Below are 19,102 nucleotides of genomic sequence, written 5' to 3'. Positions count from 1 at the left end.
GTACGGATGGTGTAAATTAGTTTTCACCATCCTCGCCATAAGAACTATCGTTAGAGGTCGAGACCACGCGGTTTCGGCCTTCTTTTTTAGCTTTGTATAATAATCTATCGGCACGATTGATGACCATGTCGAGATTCTCATCGTCAGGTGTGTATTCAGTGACACCAAAACTCGCAGTGAGATGTATCCCTTCGGCCAAGTCTTCAAAGTCTGCGTTAGCGAACTGCTCATTTAGCCTGTCTGCGATTTGGATGGCATCATTGATTTGCGTTTCTGGCAGAATGATTAAGAATTCCTCACCACTAATGCGCCCAATCGTATCATTCTCTCGAAGTGTATGCCGTGTAATACTGGCAAGGCGGTTAATAACCTTGTCGCCGACCCTATGACCAAAGCGATCATTAATGGTTTTGAAGTGATCAATATCGAAAATGATTAAGCTGTATATGGTTTTATCAAGCGCAGTTTTTTGGTGCTCACTGTCCAGTTTACGAAAGACCTGACGTCGGTTTGGTAAGTGCGTGAGATTATCTGTTAGCGCCATTTCCTCATTCTTCTGCGCAACGCGGCGGTATTTAGAAATAAGCCAGAAGCAGATAATAAGCAATAGCAACAATAAGCAAACCAAGACGACTAACCAGATGCTGTACTCTTTATATTGCTCAACGAATTCAGAGCTTAGCTGATTTTCTTTTTCTAATAATTTATTTTCGAATGCGAGCCTTTCTTGATCAAGTTGCTCGCGAGATAAGTTCGAGACATAGGTTAAGTTATCATTAAAAGATTCTCTGTAAGTGCTAAAAGAGATATCGAGTTGTTTGTAAGCTTTTTCGAAGTCACCACGATGAGCGCTGATCTCGGCTCGTAACTTATTGAGATAAAAATCATCGAGCTCAGCAACACTTTCTGAACTTTCGATCGCTAAATTTAAATGCTCCTCAGCTTTGTCTATCTGACCTGATTTGAGGTAGGCATAAGCGAAGTCTGTATAAAGCTCATAACCGAAAAGTTTTTCTCCGGACTGTTCCTGTACCTCTTTAGCTAAGGTCAGTTCCTCGAGCGCTTGCAAGTAATTTTCTTGGCTGGTGTGTACTCTTGCTTGAACTTTATGGGCCAGCGCTTGCAAAGGCATGTCACCCTCAGCAGCGGCTAGTTCGTGTGACTTTTGGATTAACTCATTAGCTTTATCGTACTGTTTTACTTGAGCATAAGAGTCGGCCAAATTCGCGTAGAAATAAATGTTGTTAATCAGTGTTGGATGCTTTTCCATGACATCAATCGCTTTTTCAAAATACATGATTGCAGATTGATGATCATTGAGAAAATTATAAAGAATACCAAAAACGTTATAAGTCTCAGAAATTAGATAAGGATCATCAGCTTTTAGTGCATAATCCAGCGCAAGATCTAGCAGTTCGATTGACTTCTTATACTGAGAAGTGAGCGCTGTTATGTAGGCACGCTCTAAAATTAAGTCACCTAGCTTATTAGGGCTCCAGATGTCCTTAACATCCGCGTACAAGCTTTCAGCGTCTTCCATTGCCTGTTCGAGGTGACCTTCACTACGCACGACAAAAATATTAGCGTAAGTGTAGAGGCGATCAAGCGACACCTGTTGCACTGTATCGACTAACGGTTTTGCTACGGACAAATACTCCCGAGCACTGATGATGTCGCCGTTCAGGGTATGGTAGTTAGCCATCAGAATATTAGCTAAAGCTTCTGAATGGTTATCCAGATCGGGCTTATTCAGTAGGTTGTTTATCTTTAAGTAAAACGCTTCCTGCTGACGCTCTGGAACGGATAGATTAGACATGCCATACAGTTGTTGCTGTAGCGCCGTAGCATTGATGGTATTGGAAGCAGAAGATCCTGACGTGTAGTTAGGAGATGCAGCTGTATCGGGGATTATAAAAGCGAACGCACTACAACTAAGCAAGCATAAGAATACAAACTGTATGCATTTCCTATAGATGTACACGAGTTCCCTTTTATTAGATTGATAATTATAGACCGCACTTTACACCAATCCCTGTAAAAAATGAATAACCAGACAATGCGGTTGTGCATTGTCTGGTTAAAAGTTGAACAAACTCAGGTTTGTACTAAATGATACAATTAAAAAGCATCATTTCTTACTCGAAAAAGAGGGCTGGACGTTCTTTTTCTTTCGGTGCAATTTGATTCATGGTTTCGGCATCATAGAGCTTACCGTTTAACATCACCATGGTCACTTTGTCTGAGTTGCGTAGGTTTTCCATTGGATCAGCGTCTAAGACAACTAAGTCCGCCAGTTTCCCCGCTTTAATTGAGCCAAGCTCTTCGCCCATGCCTAGCATTTCAGCACCATCAATAGTGCCAGCACGTAAAGCTTCGAGAGGTGTCATGCCTCCTTGTCCAAACATCCACAGCTCCCAATGTGCAGCCAAGCCTTCGCGTTGACCGTGAGCACCGACAAGAACTTTAACTCCTTGGTCTTGTAGCTCTTTTGCCACGGTCGCGTTGTTAATGTGGTTGTAGTCTTCCATCGGCGCTTTCATGCGACGACGAGACGCAGGCTCTAAGACTTCGCGTGGGACAAATTTGCTTAATAGCGGATGCTTCCAAACGTCGGTTTGATCATACCAGAAGCGCTCGCCCCAAATACCACCGTAAGCGACGCCAAGCGTTGGCACATAAGCGGTTTCAGCTTGGCTCCATAACTGCTTCACATCGTCATAAATATTGGCCACAGGGATTGAGTGTTCAATGGTCGTGTGACCATCGATGATCATGCTCATGTTATGCATGAATAAAGACCCGCCTTCTGGCACCACTAGCATGCCGGTGTTGCGAGCAGCTTCCAGCACTTGTTGGCGCTGGTCGCGACGTGGCTGGTTGTAGCTTTTTACCGAGAAAGCACCAGCGGCTTTCATGCGCTCTAAATGACCATTAGCATCAGATAAGCTGTCGACTTCGGCAGTGATGTAATGGTTTGCACCGTACAAAATCGTACCCGTGGAGAAAATACGTGGCGCAGTGATTAAGCCTGCTTTCTGCATTTCGCTCGCTGAGAATACCGCTTCCGTATCAGCAGAAGGGTTATGCGTGGTAGTGACACCAAAGGCTAACGACGCTAGCGCATTCCAGTTAGTTTCAGGTTGGATTTGATCGTTAGCGTAAGAGCCATGCCAGTGATAATCCACTAAGCCCGGAATAATCGTTTTGCCTGTAACATCAATGGTGTTAGCACCTGATGGAATAGAAACTTGGTCACGCGTACCCACCGCTTTGATGCGATTATTTTCTACAACCACGACACCATTTTCGATAACTTGGTCGCCTTCCATGGTGATAACTTTGGCGCCGACCAAAGCGGTAACGCCGCTTGGCTTATCGGCTTTAACCGAAAGCTCAATCTTAGTTTCGCGTGCAGTCCCTTCGCTCGCTTTGCCACCTTCAGCTAAGAAATCGAACTTCTCTGCAAGTTTTTGTTGGTAAAGCGTTGGGCCTAGTGACCAAGAGAGCTCGGTACCATCTTCTGACCATGCAAGGTTTGAGCCAGCAAATGTCGAGAATTTCTTAACCGGAAGGTTCGCCGCAGAAGGTCCTGTCGTGATGGCGCCACCACTCTTAACAAACGGCGTCACATAGACTTGATAGCGCTGAGTGAAGGCTAACCATTTTTGGTCTGGAGAGACCGCGAAATCAGAAATCCAATTACCTGCATAATGCTCTTGCTTGTTGTTTCCAGTTAGGTCAGTGCTGACTAACTTACCTTGGTAAGTTTCACCGTTCGCCTTAGTTGTTGAGAAGAAGACGCGATCATTGTCGCCTGCGAAGAAAGGATTTGAGCCCGAGTCAGTGACCTTTGTCACTTCTTCTTCTTCAAGATTAACGCTGAAAATACCCGTATCATTGGAGTAAAGCGGGCTGGTAATATAGCCACCACTGATCGCTTGGTAAACAGCAAATTCGCCATCCGGGCTTAAGCTAGGATTGATGTAATGTCCTGGCTTATCGGAAATCACCTCACCGCGACCGCCGCTTGATGATACCACTCGTACTGTGCCGAGCTTCTTGTCGTCCCAAGTGGTGTAGATAATGTCATCACCATCGGCAGAATAGCTTGGGTACAGCTCGAAGTGATCATTCTGGCGGGTTAAACGTTCTGGTTTGCCGTCCGGCAAATCAACGGTATAAATCTTGCCTAAGCTTTGGAAGACCGCTTGATCTCCTTCTGGAGAAACCTGTAGCCAACGAAGCATTTTTGCGTTGAAACGATCGTCACCCACTGGATTCTTCTGCTTCACTGCAGCACGCATTTCGCGCTTATCGTTCACCTCAAAAGGAATCTCGGCAACTTCTTTCGATTCAACGTCGATTTTTTGCAGCTTGCCTTTAGCCCAGAACACGATGTTTTCACTATCTGGGGTCCATGAGAAATTCGGGTACACCCCGTGAATGGCCCATGTTTCTTGCATATCACGTTCTAAGTCTTTGTAAATGGGGAATTCTGCACCCGTTTTACGATCTTGTAAGAACAATGCTGATTTGCCGCTGATACGACGAACGAAAGCAATGTATTTACCGTCTGGTGAAGGCTCTGGGCGCACTGCGCCACCTGGGCCATCGATCCAAGTTTCGGTCTCGCCCGTATCACGATTAATCGCGAATACTTCATAAATTTGTTTAGTCGAGTCTTTGCTGTACTCGAAATAGCCGCCAGGCGTAGAGTCGCGGGAATATAAGACATACTTGCCGTCTGGCGTAAAGGCTGGCTCGCCTAAATCTTTTTGTTCATTCGGGCGTTTATTTAACTGAACGCCGCTACCGCCAGATTTGTGGTACAACCAAATTTCACCGGCACCAAGCGAGCGAGTGCCGGTAAAGTGTTTACGTGCTGCAATATAGTCGCCGTCTGGGCTCCACTTAGGATTGTTTAACAAACGGAAGTTTTCTTTGGTGACTTGATACTGGTCGCTACCATCGACATCCATTACCCAGATATTATCGCCGCCACCTTGGTCGGTGGTAAAAGCAATTTGCGAACCGTCTGGAGAGAAATCCGGCTGCATATCCCACGCCATGCTGTTGGTAATGTTGGTCGCCTTACCACCGGATATTGGCATGGTGTAGATATCGCCCAATAAATCAAAGGCAATGGTTTTGCCGTCCGGGCTCACATCAAGGTTCATCCAAGTACCTTCAGTCACGTTTAACTCGGCAAAGATTGCTTCACCGGGAGGGTTGTTAACGTCCCACTTAGCCTCTTCTTTTTTCTCCTCAGCCTGCGCTGCGAAGCCTAAAGAAGCCACTAAAAGGCCGCTTATCATGGAATATTTATGCATTGTAACATTCTTATAAAATGGTCCGAACCTAGCAATATAAAGGCTTGGCACCGAAAGGGCAAAGGGTGTAGAAGGGAAGTGTTGCGAAAATTGTAAGGAAATTTGAATGTCGTGCTTGTTTGTATCTTCTGGTATAGAGTACAAAACCAATTCCACAGTATTTCGTGTAAAAAAAGATTATACTGAAGTCATAAAGGGCAGGACTTACGGAAGGTGATATGGACATGAATACCTCTACTCAGAAACTTACAATAACAACTTTGTTGCGATTGATTTCGTCAATCCTATTTGTGTCGGCCGGACTCATGTTGTTGATTCCCGCTGCGGAAGCGGTATGTACATCATCAAGTTCTGGAGATACACCTCGCAGTATATTAGAGGCGCATCGAGCTGAAATTACCGCAATGGGGGATTTGCAGGAGGTAGACTTTCAAATTGGACTGCAAAAGATCTACCGGTTACGCAAGCGAGAGGAACAGGGCACCCGTGACCCATGGCTTGAGCGTTTGAGAGCACTCGCGCCTCGTCTTGAAGAATTGCAGCGTTATTTCCCAACGGAAGCTGAGCGAGAGGCGGCTGAAGATGAAGAGGAGGAGTCTGGAAGACGATTACCGTATATGCCCACCCCTCCAGAGCGCACCGTGTTATTGGTTGAAAGTGAACTAAATCTGCTCGGAGACACTTTAGCCTTTACGCAGTGCGCGGGCGAGGCAGAGGCAAACTATTTTATAAGAAACCGCCCAGACTTATTACGAGAACTCCCTCAAGGTTTGTGTCTCTTAGTGGTTAGGCCTCACACTATAGACGGCGAGCGAACAAAGAAATTTGTATTGTCACACGAGTGGATGCATACGATGCAGAATGGTTCTTATGACTTCACCGCTGATTCAGGGTGGTGGGTAGAAGGGTCTGCAGAGTGGGGCGCGCACGAAGTCGTCGAAGGAACTACTGAGCGTAACAACAAGATCGAACAATTTTTTGAACGCCAGCCCGATTGTTCTTTGACAGATCATACCTATGATGCGCAAACTTTCTTTTTCTGGGGCGAGCAATCGTTTGGAATAGATTGGGGCATCTCACTTGGCATGGGTGGGCCTGATTATCTAGATACGCCGCGAAGGGCTGCTGAGATTTTACATCCTGACCAATGGTTGGATTGGGCTATTTCGCAGGCTGACCATAAGATCACGATGCCCGATGGACGTGACTTACCTTCTCAGGCGGAAGTCGAGTTGCTTGATTTAACACACTCCTGCGAAGCGGCTATTGAAGGACCGCCATTATCAGTGCAACTGCGTGAGTTACGATTCCCCGAAGATTCGGCACCTTTATTAACCATTGATCCGCAAGGCGCGCAACTGGCGTATAGAGCGTTTGATGCTGATGATGCAGGTCGCCCAAGTGCGTGGACTCGAGTGACTGAGGCAGTTGAGCTTGAGCCAAGCGAAGGGCCACTGCTGTTAGCCGCAATTATGCCTTCAGGGGAAGCGCTCAGTGTACAGATCAAGCAAGAGAATAGTGATCGCGCCAATTGTGCCTGCCATATAGGTCGTTGGATGGAGCAGTCTACGGCGGACTCGGAAGCCCAAGACAGTTTAAAAGGTGCGCTGGAAGCAATCGAAAAAGCTCGCGCCTTTGTGCCGCCTGAACAGTTGGAAGAGTTGGAAAAAGCCAAGCGTATGATCAGCTCGTCAGACACCAAAGATAGATTCCGCTTTAGAGGAGCCGCTGAGCAGATTTTTGAACTCGGTGGTGAGGGTGATGTGAACTATGTGAACGATGGTCCAATTGTTACTTTTAAAGGCGGTGGCGCTTTTATTATAGAAGACCCTCACACGATTCGAGCCGATAGAACAGAAGTGAATTACACCACTTATATACATTCAGGCCGCTGGGACATTGAAGGAGGGCAGTTAAAAATCGACCTGCAAGAGTTTACCTACGAAGGTACTGTCGAAGGGCCAGTATCAGATGGCCCACAACATATTGAGGGTAGCAATAGAAACTCAACCTATGTGGGTGGCGGCGGAGACTGGATCGTTTCCTGCGAAGGCTCAGGCGTAAGGCTTATTCCAGCCGATAGAAAAGAACGTGGCCCCGGAAAAGATGCGGTTTTGAAGGCGCACTGACTCATACCACATAATACATAACCAAGCCCTTAGTTTGTTTATGAATTAAGGGTCTTGAATGTCTGAGAGCGTTAATCGCTCGTAGTTTGTAGGGATAACCGTTACACTAGTCGTCTATTGCACCTATAAAGCTTTTGATGACCTTTTCCGAACTCAACTTGATCCAACCTCTTCTCGATTCGCTGCATAAAAGCGGCTATAAGACCCCTTCGCCTATTCAGCAAAAAGCGATTCCACTGATCCTCAATGGTGAGGATGTTATGGCTGCGGCACAGACGGGAACGGGTAAAACGGCGGGCTTTTCGGTGCCGATCTTGCAAAAGCTGTCAGAAGGTAAAAAGCCATCGGCGAATTCGGCTCGTTGCTTGATCCTAGCGCCGACCCGAGAGCTGGCGGAGCAAGTGCATCAAAGTGTGCAAAAATACGCATCCGATTTATCCCTAAAGTCACAAGTGGTTTATGGTGGCGTTAAAATCAATCCGCAAATGCTAAAGCTACGAAAAGGGACTGATGTTTTAGTAGCAACGCCAGGGCGTTTATTGGACTTGATGGAAAAGAATGCGGTGAACTTCAACGATCTAGAGTTTCTGGTTCTGGATGAAGCGGATCGCATGCTCGATATGGGCTTTTTACCGAGTATTAAGCGTATTTTGGCAAAGCTCCCTAAAAAGCGTCAGACGCTACTTTTCTCCGCAACTTTTTCAGAGTCGATTAAAAAGCTCAGTAAGCAGTTTTTAAATAATCCAGTATTAATAGAAACAGAAAGAACCAATGCCACAGCGACTTCCGTAAAACAGTGGATTCATCCGGTTGATAAAAAACAAAAAGCCGCGCTGTTGAAATTCCTTATCGAAGAACATCGCTGGCATCAGCTATTGATTTTCGTCAGGACACGCCGTGGCGCGAATCGGCTGAGTATGGCGCTTGAGAAAAATGATATCAAAGCAAGCTCGATTCATGGTGGTAAAAGTCAAAATGCACGTAATCGTGCGCTAGCCGAATTTAAAACAGGCAAGGTGCAAGCCTTAGTCGCCACCGACGTCGCTGCTCGCGGAATCGATATCGATCAGATGCCAGTGGTGGTGAATTACGACCTGCCGAATGTCGCCGAAGATTATGTGCATCGTATCGGACGTACCGGCCGTGCAGGAGAAAAAGGTATCGCAGTGTCATTGGTTAGCGCCGATGAAGTCGATGATTTACGCGCGATTCAAAATTTAATCCAAAAGCAACTCGAACGAATCATCGTAGACGACTTTGAACCTAATCATGTCGTCCCCGAAACCGACTTAAAAGCCGCTAAGAAAAAGAAACCCCATAAAAAGAAACTCGCAAAAGCCAAACTAAAGCAGTCTGGCAAGAAATCGGGCGCTGCTAAAGATACGGGAAGCCAACCGAAAAGAGGCAAGAACGGGTATAGAGGCAAGTCAGCGAATAAAGGAAAAACTACAGCTAAAAGAAAGCTGCGTAAAAAGAAGCCGGCTAATAAAAGTTCGAGTAAAGTCTGGGACAAAAAGGGGTAATGTAGCCTCGATCAGCGTCAGCGTGTTCGAGGTAATAAAACCTCGAAGTCACGCCATTCCTTCGAGGCAACGCTTGCTCACTTAGTGAAAACGTAATCACAAGAAAGTTTACCTGTTAGCCCTCCTTCAAAACAATTCAGAGTAATTTTGTCACCAACTTTGTTATATTTTGTGGGCATGTACACATGCCTACCGTCTTTTAATTTAACATTCATAATATTGTAGTGATGGCTACTACGAACAATAACTTCATTTACAGTGCCTTGAATATTTTTTCTGTCCCTAAAAGCAGTTGTGTACTCAAGAAGAATAAATGCAGTGAGGCACACACATAAAGATAAATAAATGATGGTTCTACCGAACCTAAAGAAGAAAACTTTCATTAACGTAAATGTGCGCTCACTCTGGTGATTGTAATATTTGTATTTTGCGTTATAGCTTTTAGTTATCTGTTCGTAATATAAATCGTTGTAATGCAATCTGCAAATTGTGGAGAAGCGGATCCGGATAGTGGTGCAACAAATATTCCCAAATTGCACAATTTTGCAATCACCTGATGATAAAACTTTATTTGCTTCTTGAGAATTGTTGGTTAGACTTGGATTAATGGAACTGAACAAGGATGTTATATGAGGTATTTAATCGGAGCGCTTTTTGGAGTTGTCTTAGTTTTGCTATTTTTCGGTGCAACCACCTATTACCATTATTATCAATCGCAACGTCTAGAGGATAGTTCGCAAAAACTATTAAATACTAAGGAATCGTCATCAGTTGATTCAAAAAAAGATAGATCTAACGTAACTGGAACAAGAGCTAGTGCAGCAAGTGATTATTCCAATAGTTCGTCACGACACAATAGCCAACGACGGTTGGATGCTTCTAGTTCCGTCTCGTCCGAACAAAAGCCAAATCTTTATACGTGGAAGGATAAAAACGGCAATAAAGTTATTTCATCAAGACCACCTACAACAGGGAGCTATGAAAAATTAACCTTGCCAGAGGAAGGGCTAAGCGTGGTGGAGATGGAGAAAGCAAAACCTATACGATATAAGAAGGTGAAGCGCTATCCTCATTACGCATCAAGCACGCCAAGCCAAGCAGTGATAAAGCAGCAGCTTATTAGTAAGAATAAGGGAAGGTGTCGGTGGCTAGTAGGGCGAGCGTATGAACGTTACACAAAGATCTTAGAACACAGTGGTGCTAATCAAAGCGTTCATTGTGATGAACACTCTAAGAGAGTGCGCGAAATGTATAAGCTGGCGCGTGAGGGAGATGGTTGCTATTACCCTTACAGCACACCAGCAAAATGTTGATTTAGATGCCGCACTTTGCAAATCGCTATTAAAGGTCTAACCAGCTATAGCTCTTGTGAGACAGGAACTATGGCGGGGGTGGGGTTTGTAACTCATTGATTTTACAGTTCTTTAAACACATACCTTTTTAAATCCGTAGAATGTGATAGTCACAAAACAATTAAAAGCTTTGAAACTAAGGTTTCTATCAAGGCCTTTATTGTCTGGATTGACAATCGCTTTGGTTACAACGAAATCTATCCATTACGGGGACTGACGTAGAAAGAATACGGAAACCTGTAGGCCAGACGACGATACTGTTATCTGGTGGAATGAGAACGAGGAGTAACTATGTTTGATATCATGAAACGACTAATAGCAATGAGCTTTTTAGTGTTCGTCATGTCAGCTTGTAGCGATTCTGACTCGAATGACGATAATTCTGGTTCAGAAAACCAAAAGCCAGTAGCGGAAGCTGGCGATGATCAGGATGTAGCTGTAGGCGCCGAAGTTACACTTAACGGTGAAGCTAGCTCAGACCCTGATGGTGATACTTTAACGTATCAATGGACCCTTTCTTCAGCGCCTGCGGGCAGTACAGCAGTACTAACTGCAGCAACCTCAGTGAGCCCAACATTCAATGCAGATGTTGAAGGTTCTTATACTGCAGAGTTGGTTGTTAGCGATGGCGTACTATCAAGTGACGTTGACAGTGTGACTATCGTAGCCGCAAGTGCTAATCAAAAACCAGAAGCAAACGCTGGTCCGGACCAAGATGTGAAAACGGGTGCAACCGTGATGCTTGATGGTTCTGCTAGTGTGGATGCTGATGGTGATACATTAACCTATCAGTGGGAAATTACATCAAAGCCTTCGGGTAGCGCAGCTGTCCTAAGCGACTCTGATGTAGAAAGCCCTACGTTTATTGCGGATGTTGACGGTACTTACACTGCGGACTTAGTAGTGAATGATGGTACGATCGATAGTGATGTGGACTCTGTAACGATCATCGCTGCCACAGTCAATTCGGCACCTGTGTCGAATGCAGGCAAAGATCAGAACGTTAAAACAAGTTCAACAGTCATGCTTGACGGTTCTGCAAGTACTGACATTGACGGTGATCAAATCACGTATCAATGGACATTAACGGCGAAGCCTTCAGCAAGTGCTGCTGTGTTAAGTGATAGCACTGCATCGCGTCCAACATTCGATGCCGATGTTGATGGCGAATACACGGCTGAACTGGTTGTGAGCGACGGTAGCATGAGCAGTGAAGTTGATGCGGTGACTGTTGTTTCTGCTTCTGCTAACTCAGATCCTGTGGCTGATGCGGGTGATGACCTGCATGTTAAAGCTGGTACCGTTGTTACATTAGATGGTACAGCGAGCTCAGACGCTGATGGCGACTTAGTCAACTATCAGTGGGCATTAACTTCAACGCCAGCGGGAAGTGTCGCTGCATTAAATAATGTAAGCTTAGCGACACCAACATTTGTCGCTGATGTAGAAGGTACTTATGAAGCTGAATTGATCGTAGATGATGGTTCGGTGAATAGTAGTGCTGATGCAGTAACCATTGTAGCGCTTGAAGCGAATACGGCTCCAATTGCACATGCTGGTTTAGAGCAAAGTGTTAAGACGGGCGCAACTGTTTCATTAGACGGTTCAGCAAGCTTTGATGCCGATGGTGATGCTATCGCGTATGAGTGGGCAATCATTTCTGCTCCTGCGACAAGTGCAGCCTCACTAAGCAGTTCAACTTCGGTTGATCCGAGCTTTACAGCAGATGTTGGAGGTTCTTACACGATTCAGTTAATCGTGAACGATGGCTCAATCAAATCAGAAGCTGATACTGTGACTGTCGTTGCCGCAACAGCAAATTCAAAACCGATTGCAAACGCTGGTTTGGATGCGCGAGTGACGGCTGGAACGTCTGTGACGTTGGATGGTACTGGTAGCTTTGATGCTGACGCCGATGTGCTGACGTATCAATGGACGTTTGTATCGAAACCAAGTGGTAGTGCAGCTGCATTTGCTGATGCTACGGTAGCAACACCTAACTTTACTGCTGATGTAGAAGGTAGTTATGTGATTGCGCTAGTAGTGGATGATGGTACGGAAGCAAGCATCGAAGACTATGTGTATGTTGAAGTGATTCAGCCACAAGTAACGCTAAGTAAGCAGTTTGGTGCTGATGCGAGCGCAACCTTTAACCAGGTGGCTATGCCGTACTCTTCAAGTGCGACAGTAGATGCGTCAGTTAGTGGTTCAGCGGACTTTACGCTAGATACCTTTAGTATTATCGCGGAAGGCCAGAACTACACCATTACAAACATCCAAGTAACGGATGACTCAGGTAATGTTGCACCATACTTCACAGTCATTAACGATGGCTATGTGTTACTGGAAGGTCAGGCAGTTGAGTTTGCATTGTTGTCACCACTTACAGCAGGCGTAGAAACGAACTTAACGTTCAGTTTTGAAATCGCTGAAACGGGACAAACGTTTGAAGCAAACTATACTTTCACAAGTAACTAGTCCTGAAGCGTGATTTAACATCACGATAAAAGGTAAAAAGCCGAGGGTTTCCTCGGCTTTTTTTATAGGTTAAATCGGTCAAGTATTATATTCATCGTGGCGCTTTTGCCACTCGTAGGTTGGTGTTTGTGGCCAGCCCTCTGGAGAGTCTTCCCATTCTTCTTGTCGGCCATAAGGCGTTAAGTCCAAATAAGTCCAATGACTACCTAAATACTCGACGCCACGATCGCCAGTATGGTAGGTCTGGTAAATATCATCACCGTCACGAAGGAAGACGCTAACGCCGTGCTGCTCGCCGTTATCATCGGTTGCACCAAAGTCGTAGTTAAAGTCACTGCCCTGAGAGGAGTACCAAGGGATAGGTTTAGTCCACTGCATGCGTTGTCGATAGTGTTCAAGCTTGTCTAACGGAGCACGTGAAATAAGGACCAATGTGGTGTCACGAGCGTGAAAGTGGGCAGGATGTGTCATTGCATCTGTGACCCATGAACACCCAGGGCAGCCTGCTTGCCAGTCGGGACCGAACATAAAGTGATACACGATCAGTTGTTTACGGCCTTCAAAAAGATCGAGTAAGTTTACTTCACCGCTAGGCGCATGGAAGCTGTACTCTTTATCAATTTTTCGCATTGGCAGTCGGCGACGTTCGGCGTTTAAGGCATCTTGAGCGCGTGTTAATGCTTTTTCTTTTTTGACGAACTCATCGAGAGTATTTTGCCATTCTTTGGATGACACAATCGGTGGAAGAGGGGGCTTGCTAGAAGACATGGTTGCGCTCCTATACAGTGGACATGGTTTTTAAGATTACCATAACTAACGTTAAATTTTTGGAGTGGTCATATCTTGTGAAGCTATTCTTTTAAAAGAATACTGTAATAAATTAAGCTGTTAGTACTCTAAGTAAGACACATTCATGAAACCATAAGAGGTTTATTATGAGTTTATTCGAAAGTCATACCGTAGATTCTGCTCCAGAGGGCTCGAAAGAGATTCTAGAGGGGGCGCAAAAGCAGTTGGGTTTTTTGCCCAACCTATACGCTAATTTAGCGGAAGCTCCACAAACCTTGAAAGCATATATGCAATTAAGTGACTTGATGGAGAATTCAAGTTTTAGCGCAGAAGAGCAAGAGGTCATTTTTCTTACTGCCAGTGTCGAGAATGGCTGTGAGTTTTGTGTCGCCGCACACTCGGTTATCGCTAAGAAGATGGTGGGCGTTGCCGAAGATATTGTTAATGCGATTCGAGATCGTGATGATACTGATAGCGACAAGATAAACGCATTGATTCGATTTACTCAAGGTGTCATTCAGGATCGTGGTTGGGTTGATGAAAAAGCAGTAAAAACATTCTTAGAAGCTGGCTTTACGAAGCAACAAGTACTAGAAGTTGTACTCGGTGTGGCCATGAAGACGATCAGTAATTACACCAATCACATTACAGGAACAGAGACTAACAAAGAATTTCAGGCGGAAGCTTGGAGTAAAGACTCGTAGTTTCATATTTGTGAAGTTGGTTTGTTAAAAGCTGTTGATAGTTAAAGCGTTGGGTAGAAATCCAACGCTTTTTTATTGGTGGTATGAAAAGTTCGGTGTAATGTTTGTCAGTGTTACGAGTCTTTAGATTAATGAAACTATGGAGAAGCAGCATGAAGATTAAGATGATTACTGTTTTATTAGCGCTAATTTTCTTTCTCTCCGGCGGTGCAAAATTGCTGGGTTTAGAGTTTGAGCTTGAGGCTTTTGGACGCTGGGGTTACCCGTTGTGGTTTATGTACTTGACCGGTGTTATTGAAGTTGCGGGCGCTGTAGCACTAATGATTCCGCGACTGTCGTCATTAGCGGCATTGGGGCTGAGTGGTGTGATGGTGGGTGCAGTGGCAACGCACCTGATGCACAGTGAGTGGATGATGTTAGTTATTGCCAGTGTGATTTTGCTGGTAGCAGTTTGGCGTGCTTATGCAGGAAGAAAAGATATTAGACGATTCATCCAGGCCGTTACTGGGCCTTCGGCTTAAGCATAAACTCAAAAGCTTTTTGAAGATCTGCTTCAGTACAGTCGAAGCAACCGCCTTTAGGTGGCATCGTTTTGTAGCCTTCGACCATGCTTTTCATTAAGGCTGCTTCACCTTTATCTAAGCGAGCTTGCCATTGCTCTATATTGCCACGCAGGGGCGCGCCACCATGGCCACGTTCGTGGCAACTAAAACACGATCGGTAATAAATACTCTCTCCATCATTTTTTGGAGGTGCTTGATCACACGCTGCAAGTACTAGTATCGCTGTAAGGAATAAAAGGTATTTTAGAATGCTAGTCACGAGGCTTCACCATGTAAAGGCAGTCAGGGAGCGGCATGATCTCCGGGTACTCGGCAACATCAAAACCAAGTTTAAGGTAAAGGTTTTTTGCTTTGGTGTTAGCTTTGAGAACAAAAAGAGAGTAACCACTACTATCAAAAAGCTCATCACCCAGCAGCATCAAGCGCTGGATCAGTTCTGTGCCAATGCCCTTTCCCTGTGCGGTCGGATCGACCACTAAGCGACCGAGGTGAGTGTGTCCTAGTCGCTGATAAGTTTGTCCAAAAGCGACGACTGTATCACCGTCAATTAAAACACGGCTCTGTAGCTCATCGAGCTTCAGATCGTCTATAAAGGTTTCTGCAGTAAAAGGAAAGCGGACGCCAGGACCTGCCCAAATGTCGAAGACTTTAGGACTTCTGACCCACTCCATCACTTCTAACAGATGGTGTGGTTGCGGCTTGATGAACTGCATGGTCATATATTGCAGGCACAAAAAAGCCGATCAATCGATCGGCTTTGGAAGAGATTACTTGCTTTCTTCAAGCATGTAGTCAACGACGGCTTTGATTTCGTCGTCAGAACAGTCAGCACAAGTACCTTTAGGTGGCATCGCGTTGATACCATTGATGGCGTTGGCATAAACGGTTTCAATGCCTTGAGCCATACGCTCGTCCCAAACCGCGACGTCGCCTAGTACTGGAGCGCCAGCTACGCCAGAAGCGTGACATGCTGTACAGTAGGTGTTGTAAATATCCACTGGCTCACGAGGACCAGAAGCTGCTGTAGTTGGAGCTGTATTCGAGACTTGTGGAACCTCATCACCCTCAACGTATACCTTGTGAACTGGCTCTAAACGATCTTTAACGTTTGAGTCGCTCAAGTGAGTCGCTGCCGCTGCGCCGGCGAATACTGCTGCTGTGAAGCTCACAGCTAATACGAACAATGATTTAACTTTAGTCATGGTCTCTCTCTATCAATACAGATCATCGGCTACTGGCTTATTAGGATTTGAAATAAGCATTGCCAAAACACCCAAAGGTGGAAATTCAGTGCGCAAATTATAACCGTAATCATGGCGCGATCAAATAGCCTAATTAAAATAACCTAAAGTTATTCTGATTATTCGCTTAAGGGCATACTTTTTTAAAGTCGGATCAGGCACAATGGGCATAAATTCGGGGTGGTGCTTTTAGTATGGGTTCACTGCAGCAAGATGCTTTGCGTATGTTGGGCGAAGCATTGGTTAACAATATTCCTTTTAATCGTCACATTGGCCTTAAATATCAAACGGTTAGTGAAGAAGAGTGCGTCATTACTTTCGACATGAAGCCAGAGTTGGTGGGCAACTATATCCAAGGAATCTTGCACGGCGGAGTGATTTCTTCTGCGATGGATATGGTTGGCGGCACTATGGCCGCTGTGGGCATTTTGCATCGTAACCCAGCGACCCATCTTGATGAATTAAAACAAAAAATTGCAAAGCTGAGCACGATCGACTTGCGTGTGGACTTTTTACGTCCTGGCCGTGGCGAAACCTTTTACGCTAAGGCAGAACTGCTACGAGCGGGGAAAAAGGTTGCGGTGGTGCGCGCGGAATTAGTTAATGAAAACAATACCCAGATTGCAGTAGCAACAGGTACCTTTATGGTGGGTTAACGAAACTCTCCTTACACTCTTATATTTCAATGGGTTATCGTCATGAAAGCTGACAACACTTCAAATCAGCCGTTAGCAGACTTGCCACAAAGTCATGAAGAAGAACAGCAGAATACTAAAGCGGGCTACTTGTGTGGGTTGGGCGCGTTTGTTATCTGGGGCTTAGCGCCAATTTACTTTAAAACGGTACAACAAGTTTCCGCATTAGAAATTTTAGCGCATCGGGTGGCTTGGTCGGTGCCTGTGGTGCTTCTGATCATGCTCGTGATCAAGCGTCCTTTCCCTAAGGGGGTGCTAAAGGACAAGAAAATCATGGGGATTTTGGTGATCACTGCGATTCTTATCTCGGGTAACTGGCTTGTGTTTACTTGGGCTGTGACTCACGATCGCGTGCTGGAGACTAGCTTAGGCTACTTTATTAACCCTTTGATTAGTGTGGCTTTAGGCATCATCTTCCTTAAAGAGAAACTGTCTACGTGGAGCAAATGGGCGCTGGGCTTGGCTATCGCTGGCGTTACCTATCGCGTAATTGTGATGGGCGGGTTACCGTGGGTTTCGCTATTCCTAGCTTTTTCTTTTGGCTTTTATGGATTGTTACGGAAGCAAGTTAATATTGGTCCGCTTCAGGGTTTGCTGGTGGAAACTCTCATCGTGTTACCAGTGACTGTCGGCTACATTTATTACCTATGGCATACAGGAACAGGAAGCTTCCTGACTCTATCTCCAACCATCGACTGGTTGCTGGTTGCGGGTGGTGTTATTACCACCGTACCACTGGCGTTATTCTCAGCCGGCGCACGAATCTTACCGTTGAATACGATTGGTTTCCTGCAATATTTGGCGCCGAGTTTAACCTTTATTCTGGCGGTGTTCGTCTTCAAAGAACCGTTTAACCTCGATCTTCTGATGACCTTCGGTTTGATATGGGCTGGACTGGTGGTTTATACCATCGGCGTGGTTAAAGCCAACCGTCGTAAGAAAGTGGTCGTTGGGTAGCTGTGTGGTCGAAAGAGGTTTCTTCTGTAAAAAGAAACCTCTAGCTATCAATTTTCCAAGTGGGTATTAATCGCTACTCTTTACGATCAACCAAATAAAAGCACAGCTGGCGAAATACTGAAAAGCACCGCCGAGCGATTGTGCGCCTACAGATGTTTGCCACATTTGGAACCAAGCGCCACCAAGGACACCGAAAAATCCAAACCAGACAATGATGCCGATTCCGGCACCCAGTAGTGCCAGTGTTTTTGCTTGATTAAAAGTGTCGCTGTCAGCAGTACGAGCTTTGATTAAGGCAAAAGCTCCGAGAAAAAGTAGGAGCCCTGCGGATAGCTCTGCAGCAATGATGATAAAGACGCAAAGCCAGACTAAACCGCTGCTGGTAAAAGCAGGAAACCAAGAGTTTGCGTAATAGGTATGTTCTGACATCCCTAAAACATAAGAAACTGATTGAAAGCAGGCCTCTAAGTTGGCAATGTTTTGTAAGCCATAAATTAAGCAAAGCAGACCTAAAAACACCACAAGAATAATTTTTAAGTATCGGATCCCCATTCTCCCTCCAAATGATTGTATAAAAAACAACCACATTACTATAGCAGAAGCTAAGGGACTGGGTGAGCCCTTTATAAACGTGAGTTTAAAGGCAAGTCGCTAGGAGGTCTGATTAAAAGTCTCGAGCCACTCAAATATTTTGAATGCTTCCAAAATAAACTCTAACGACATAGCTGCAAGAATCAGGCCCATCACGCGGATCAGGATAGCAGCACCATTTTGTCCGATGACTTTAAGAATTGGACTAGCGGCTAACATAAAAAGGAAAGCGACAGCCAACACACCTAACATGATCAAGCTGGTACCCACTTGGGTTTGAATGTCGTAGACATGATTATCAGTTAATAAAATCGCTGCCATGATCGCGCCGGGCGTTGCGATTGAGGGAACGGCTAACGGAAATACAGCAATATCATGACCTTTTTCTTTTTCTCCGCCCGAGCTAAAGGCAAGAGCATCTCCGAATATCATCTGTAAGGAGAATATAAAAAGGATCATGCCACCAGCAACTTGCAGTGATACTAAGCTAATGCCCATAGCGGAAAGCAAAATCTGCCCGATCACAACAGCACCCACCAAAATAATAGCTGAGTAGGTAATGGCTTTTACGGCGGTTTTGAAACGCTCTTTTGGTGTCAGCGTAGCGGTTAATGAGGCGAAAATTGCTAAAGTGCCAATCGGGTCAATAGTGGCCCAAAGGATTAATGCGTCTTTAATAAACTTTTCGATGATTGCTCTCCTTAACCTTAGATGCCATTACTTGATAATTATACCTACTTTAGATGTTGA

16 protein-coding genes are annotated in these 19,102 nt (G+C 45.2%); 8 read left to right on the top strand and 8 right to left on the bottom strand.

Features of this window, described 5'->3' with window-relative positions; all coding sequences use genetic code 11:
• Positions 1 to 16: 16 nt before the first annotated feature.
• A complete protein-coding gene (locus KFK88_RS01050) occupies positions 17 to 1,939 on the bottom strand; it encodes a tetratricopeptide repeat-containing diguanylate cyclase (protein WP_223576799.1) in 1,923 nt (640 codons plus the stop codon).
• 196 nt (positions 1,940 to 2,135) lie between these two features.
• Positions 2,136 to 5,330, bottom strand: coding sequence for an amidohydrolase family protein (locus KFK88_RS01045; protein ID WP_223576798.1), 3,195 nt, complete (start codon positions 5,328 to 5,330; stop codon positions 2,136 to 2,138).
• Positions 5,331 to 5,635: 305 nt separating this feature from the next.
• On the opposite strand from KFK88_RS01045, the gene KFK88_RS01040 reads away from it, so the two are divergent.
• From KFK88_RS01040 to KFK88_RS01025, 4 genes are all read left to right on the top strand, one after another.
• Positions 5,636 to 7,459: a hypothetical protein gene (locus tag KFK88_RS01040; protein WP_223576797.1), complete on the top strand. Its 1,824-nt coding sequence runs from the start codon at positions 5,636 to 5,638 to the stop codon at positions 7,457 to 7,459.
• A gap of 137 nt (positions 7,460 to 7,596) precedes the next feature.
• Positions 7,597 to 8,982, top strand: a complete 1,386-nt coding sequence (locus KFK88_RS01035; protein WP_223576796.1) for a DEAD/DEAH box helicase — start codon at positions 7,597 to 7,599, stop codon at positions 8,980 to 8,982.
• Positions 8,983 to 9,611: 629 nt separating this feature from the next.
• Positions 9,612 to 10,295, top strand: coding sequence for a hypothetical protein (locus KFK88_RS01030; RefSeq protein WP_223576795.1), 684 nt, complete (start codon positions 9,612 to 9,614; stop codon positions 10,293 to 10,295).
• Between the two features lie 330 nt (positions 10,296 to 10,625).
• Entirely contained in the window at positions 10,626 to 12,812 is a 2,187-nt protein-coding gene (locus KFK88_RS01025) for a PKD domain-containing protein (protein ID WP_223576794.1), read from the top strand.
• Between the two features lie 78 nt (positions 12,813 to 12,890).
• Here the strand turns inward: KFK88_RS01025 and KFK88_RS01020 are convergent, their stop codons facing one another.
• Positions 12,891 to 13,580: a DUF899 domain-containing protein gene (locus KFK88_RS01020; protein ID WP_223576793.1), complete on the bottom strand. Its 690-nt coding sequence runs from the start codon at positions 13,578 to 13,580 to the stop codon at positions 12,891 to 12,893.
• A gap of 167 nt (positions 13,581 to 13,747) precedes the next feature.
• Here KFK88_RS01020 and KFK88_RS01015 point away from each other — a divergent pair, with 167 nt between their 5' ends.
• Both KFK88_RS01015 and KFK88_RS01010 read left to right on the top strand, forming a co-directional pair.
• Entirely contained in the window at positions 13,748 to 14,305 is a 558-nt protein-coding gene (locus KFK88_RS01015; RefSeq protein WP_223576792.1) for a carboxymuconolactone decarboxylase family protein, read from the top strand.
• 152 nt (positions 14,306 to 14,457) lie between these two features.
• Positions 14,458 to 14,826, top strand: a complete 369-nt coding sequence (locus KFK88_RS01010) for a DoxX family protein (RefSeq protein WP_223576791.1) — start codon at positions 14,458 to 14,460, stop codon at positions 14,824 to 14,826.
• Here the strand turns inward: KFK88_RS01010 and KFK88_RS01005 are convergent.
• Genes KFK88_RS01005 through KFK88_RS00995 form a run of 3 tightly spaced genes read right to left on the bottom strand, consistent with a single transcriptional unit; the run spans position 14,807 to position 16,070 of the window.
• A complete protein-coding gene (locus tag KFK88_RS01005; RefSeq protein ID WP_223576790.1) occupies positions 14,807 to 15,127 on the bottom strand; it encodes a c-type cytochrome in 321 nt (106 codons plus the stop codon). The genes KFK88_RS01010 and KFK88_RS01005 overlap by 20 nt on opposite strands.
• Positions 15,120 to 15,587, bottom strand: coding sequence for a GNAT family N-acetyltransferase (locus KFK88_RS01000; protein ID WP_223576789.1), 468 nt, complete (start codon positions 15,585 to 15,587; stop codon positions 15,120 to 15,122). The genes KFK88_RS01005 and KFK88_RS01000 overlap by 8 nt, the downstream gene beginning before the upstream one ends.
• Positions 15,588 to 15,635: 48 nt before the next feature.
• On the bottom strand, positions 15,636 to 16,070 hold the full coding sequence (locus tag KFK88_RS00995) for a c-type cytochrome (RefSeq protein WP_223576788.1): 435 nt from the start codon (positions 16,068 to 16,070) through the stop codon (positions 15,636 to 15,638).
• Positions 16,071 to 16,303: 233 nt separating this feature from the next.
• Here KFK88_RS00995 and KFK88_RS00990 point away from each other — a divergent pair, with 233 nt between their 5' ends.
• Positions 16,304 to 16,765 (top strand): thioesterase family protein, encoded by a 462-nt coding sequence (locus tag KFK88_RS00990; RefSeq protein ID WP_223576787.1) that lies wholly within the window; start codon positions 16,304 to 16,306, stop codon positions 16,763 to 16,765.
• A 42-nt stretch (positions 16,766 to 16,807) separates the two neighbouring features.
• A complete protein-coding gene (gene rarD, locus KFK88_RS00985; RefSeq protein WP_223576786.1) occupies positions 16,808 to 17,761 on the top strand; it encodes an EamA family transporter RarD in 954 nt (317 codons plus the stop codon).
• A gap of 66 nt (positions 17,762 to 17,827) precedes the next feature.
• On the opposite strand, the gene KFK88_RS00980 is transcribed toward rarD, so the two are convergent.
• Both KFK88_RS00980 and KFK88_RS00975 read right to left on the bottom strand, forming a co-directional pair.
• Positions 17,828 to 18,313: a DUF2165 family protein gene (locus tag KFK88_RS00980; protein ID WP_223576785.1), complete on the bottom strand. Its 486-nt coding sequence runs from the start codon at positions 18,311 to 18,313 to the stop codon at positions 17,828 to 17,830.
• Positions 18,314 to 18,412: 99 nt separating this feature from the next.
• Complete coding sequence (locus KFK88_RS00975; RefSeq protein WP_223577655.1) at positions 18,413 to 19,030, bottom strand: MarC family protein; 618 nt, start codon at positions 19,028 to 19,030, stop codon at positions 18,413 to 18,415.
• Positions 19,031 to 19,102: the final 72 nt, after the last annotated feature.

The organism is Kangiella taiwanensis (genome assembly GCF_020005165.1).
Taxonomy (GTDB): Bacteria; Pseudomonadota; Gammaproteobacteria; order Enterobacterales; family Kangiellaceae; genus Kangiella; species Kangiella taiwanensis.
The sequence above is the reverse complement of the archived record's forward strand: the minus strand, read 5'-3'. Positions and strand labels throughout refer to the sequence as shown.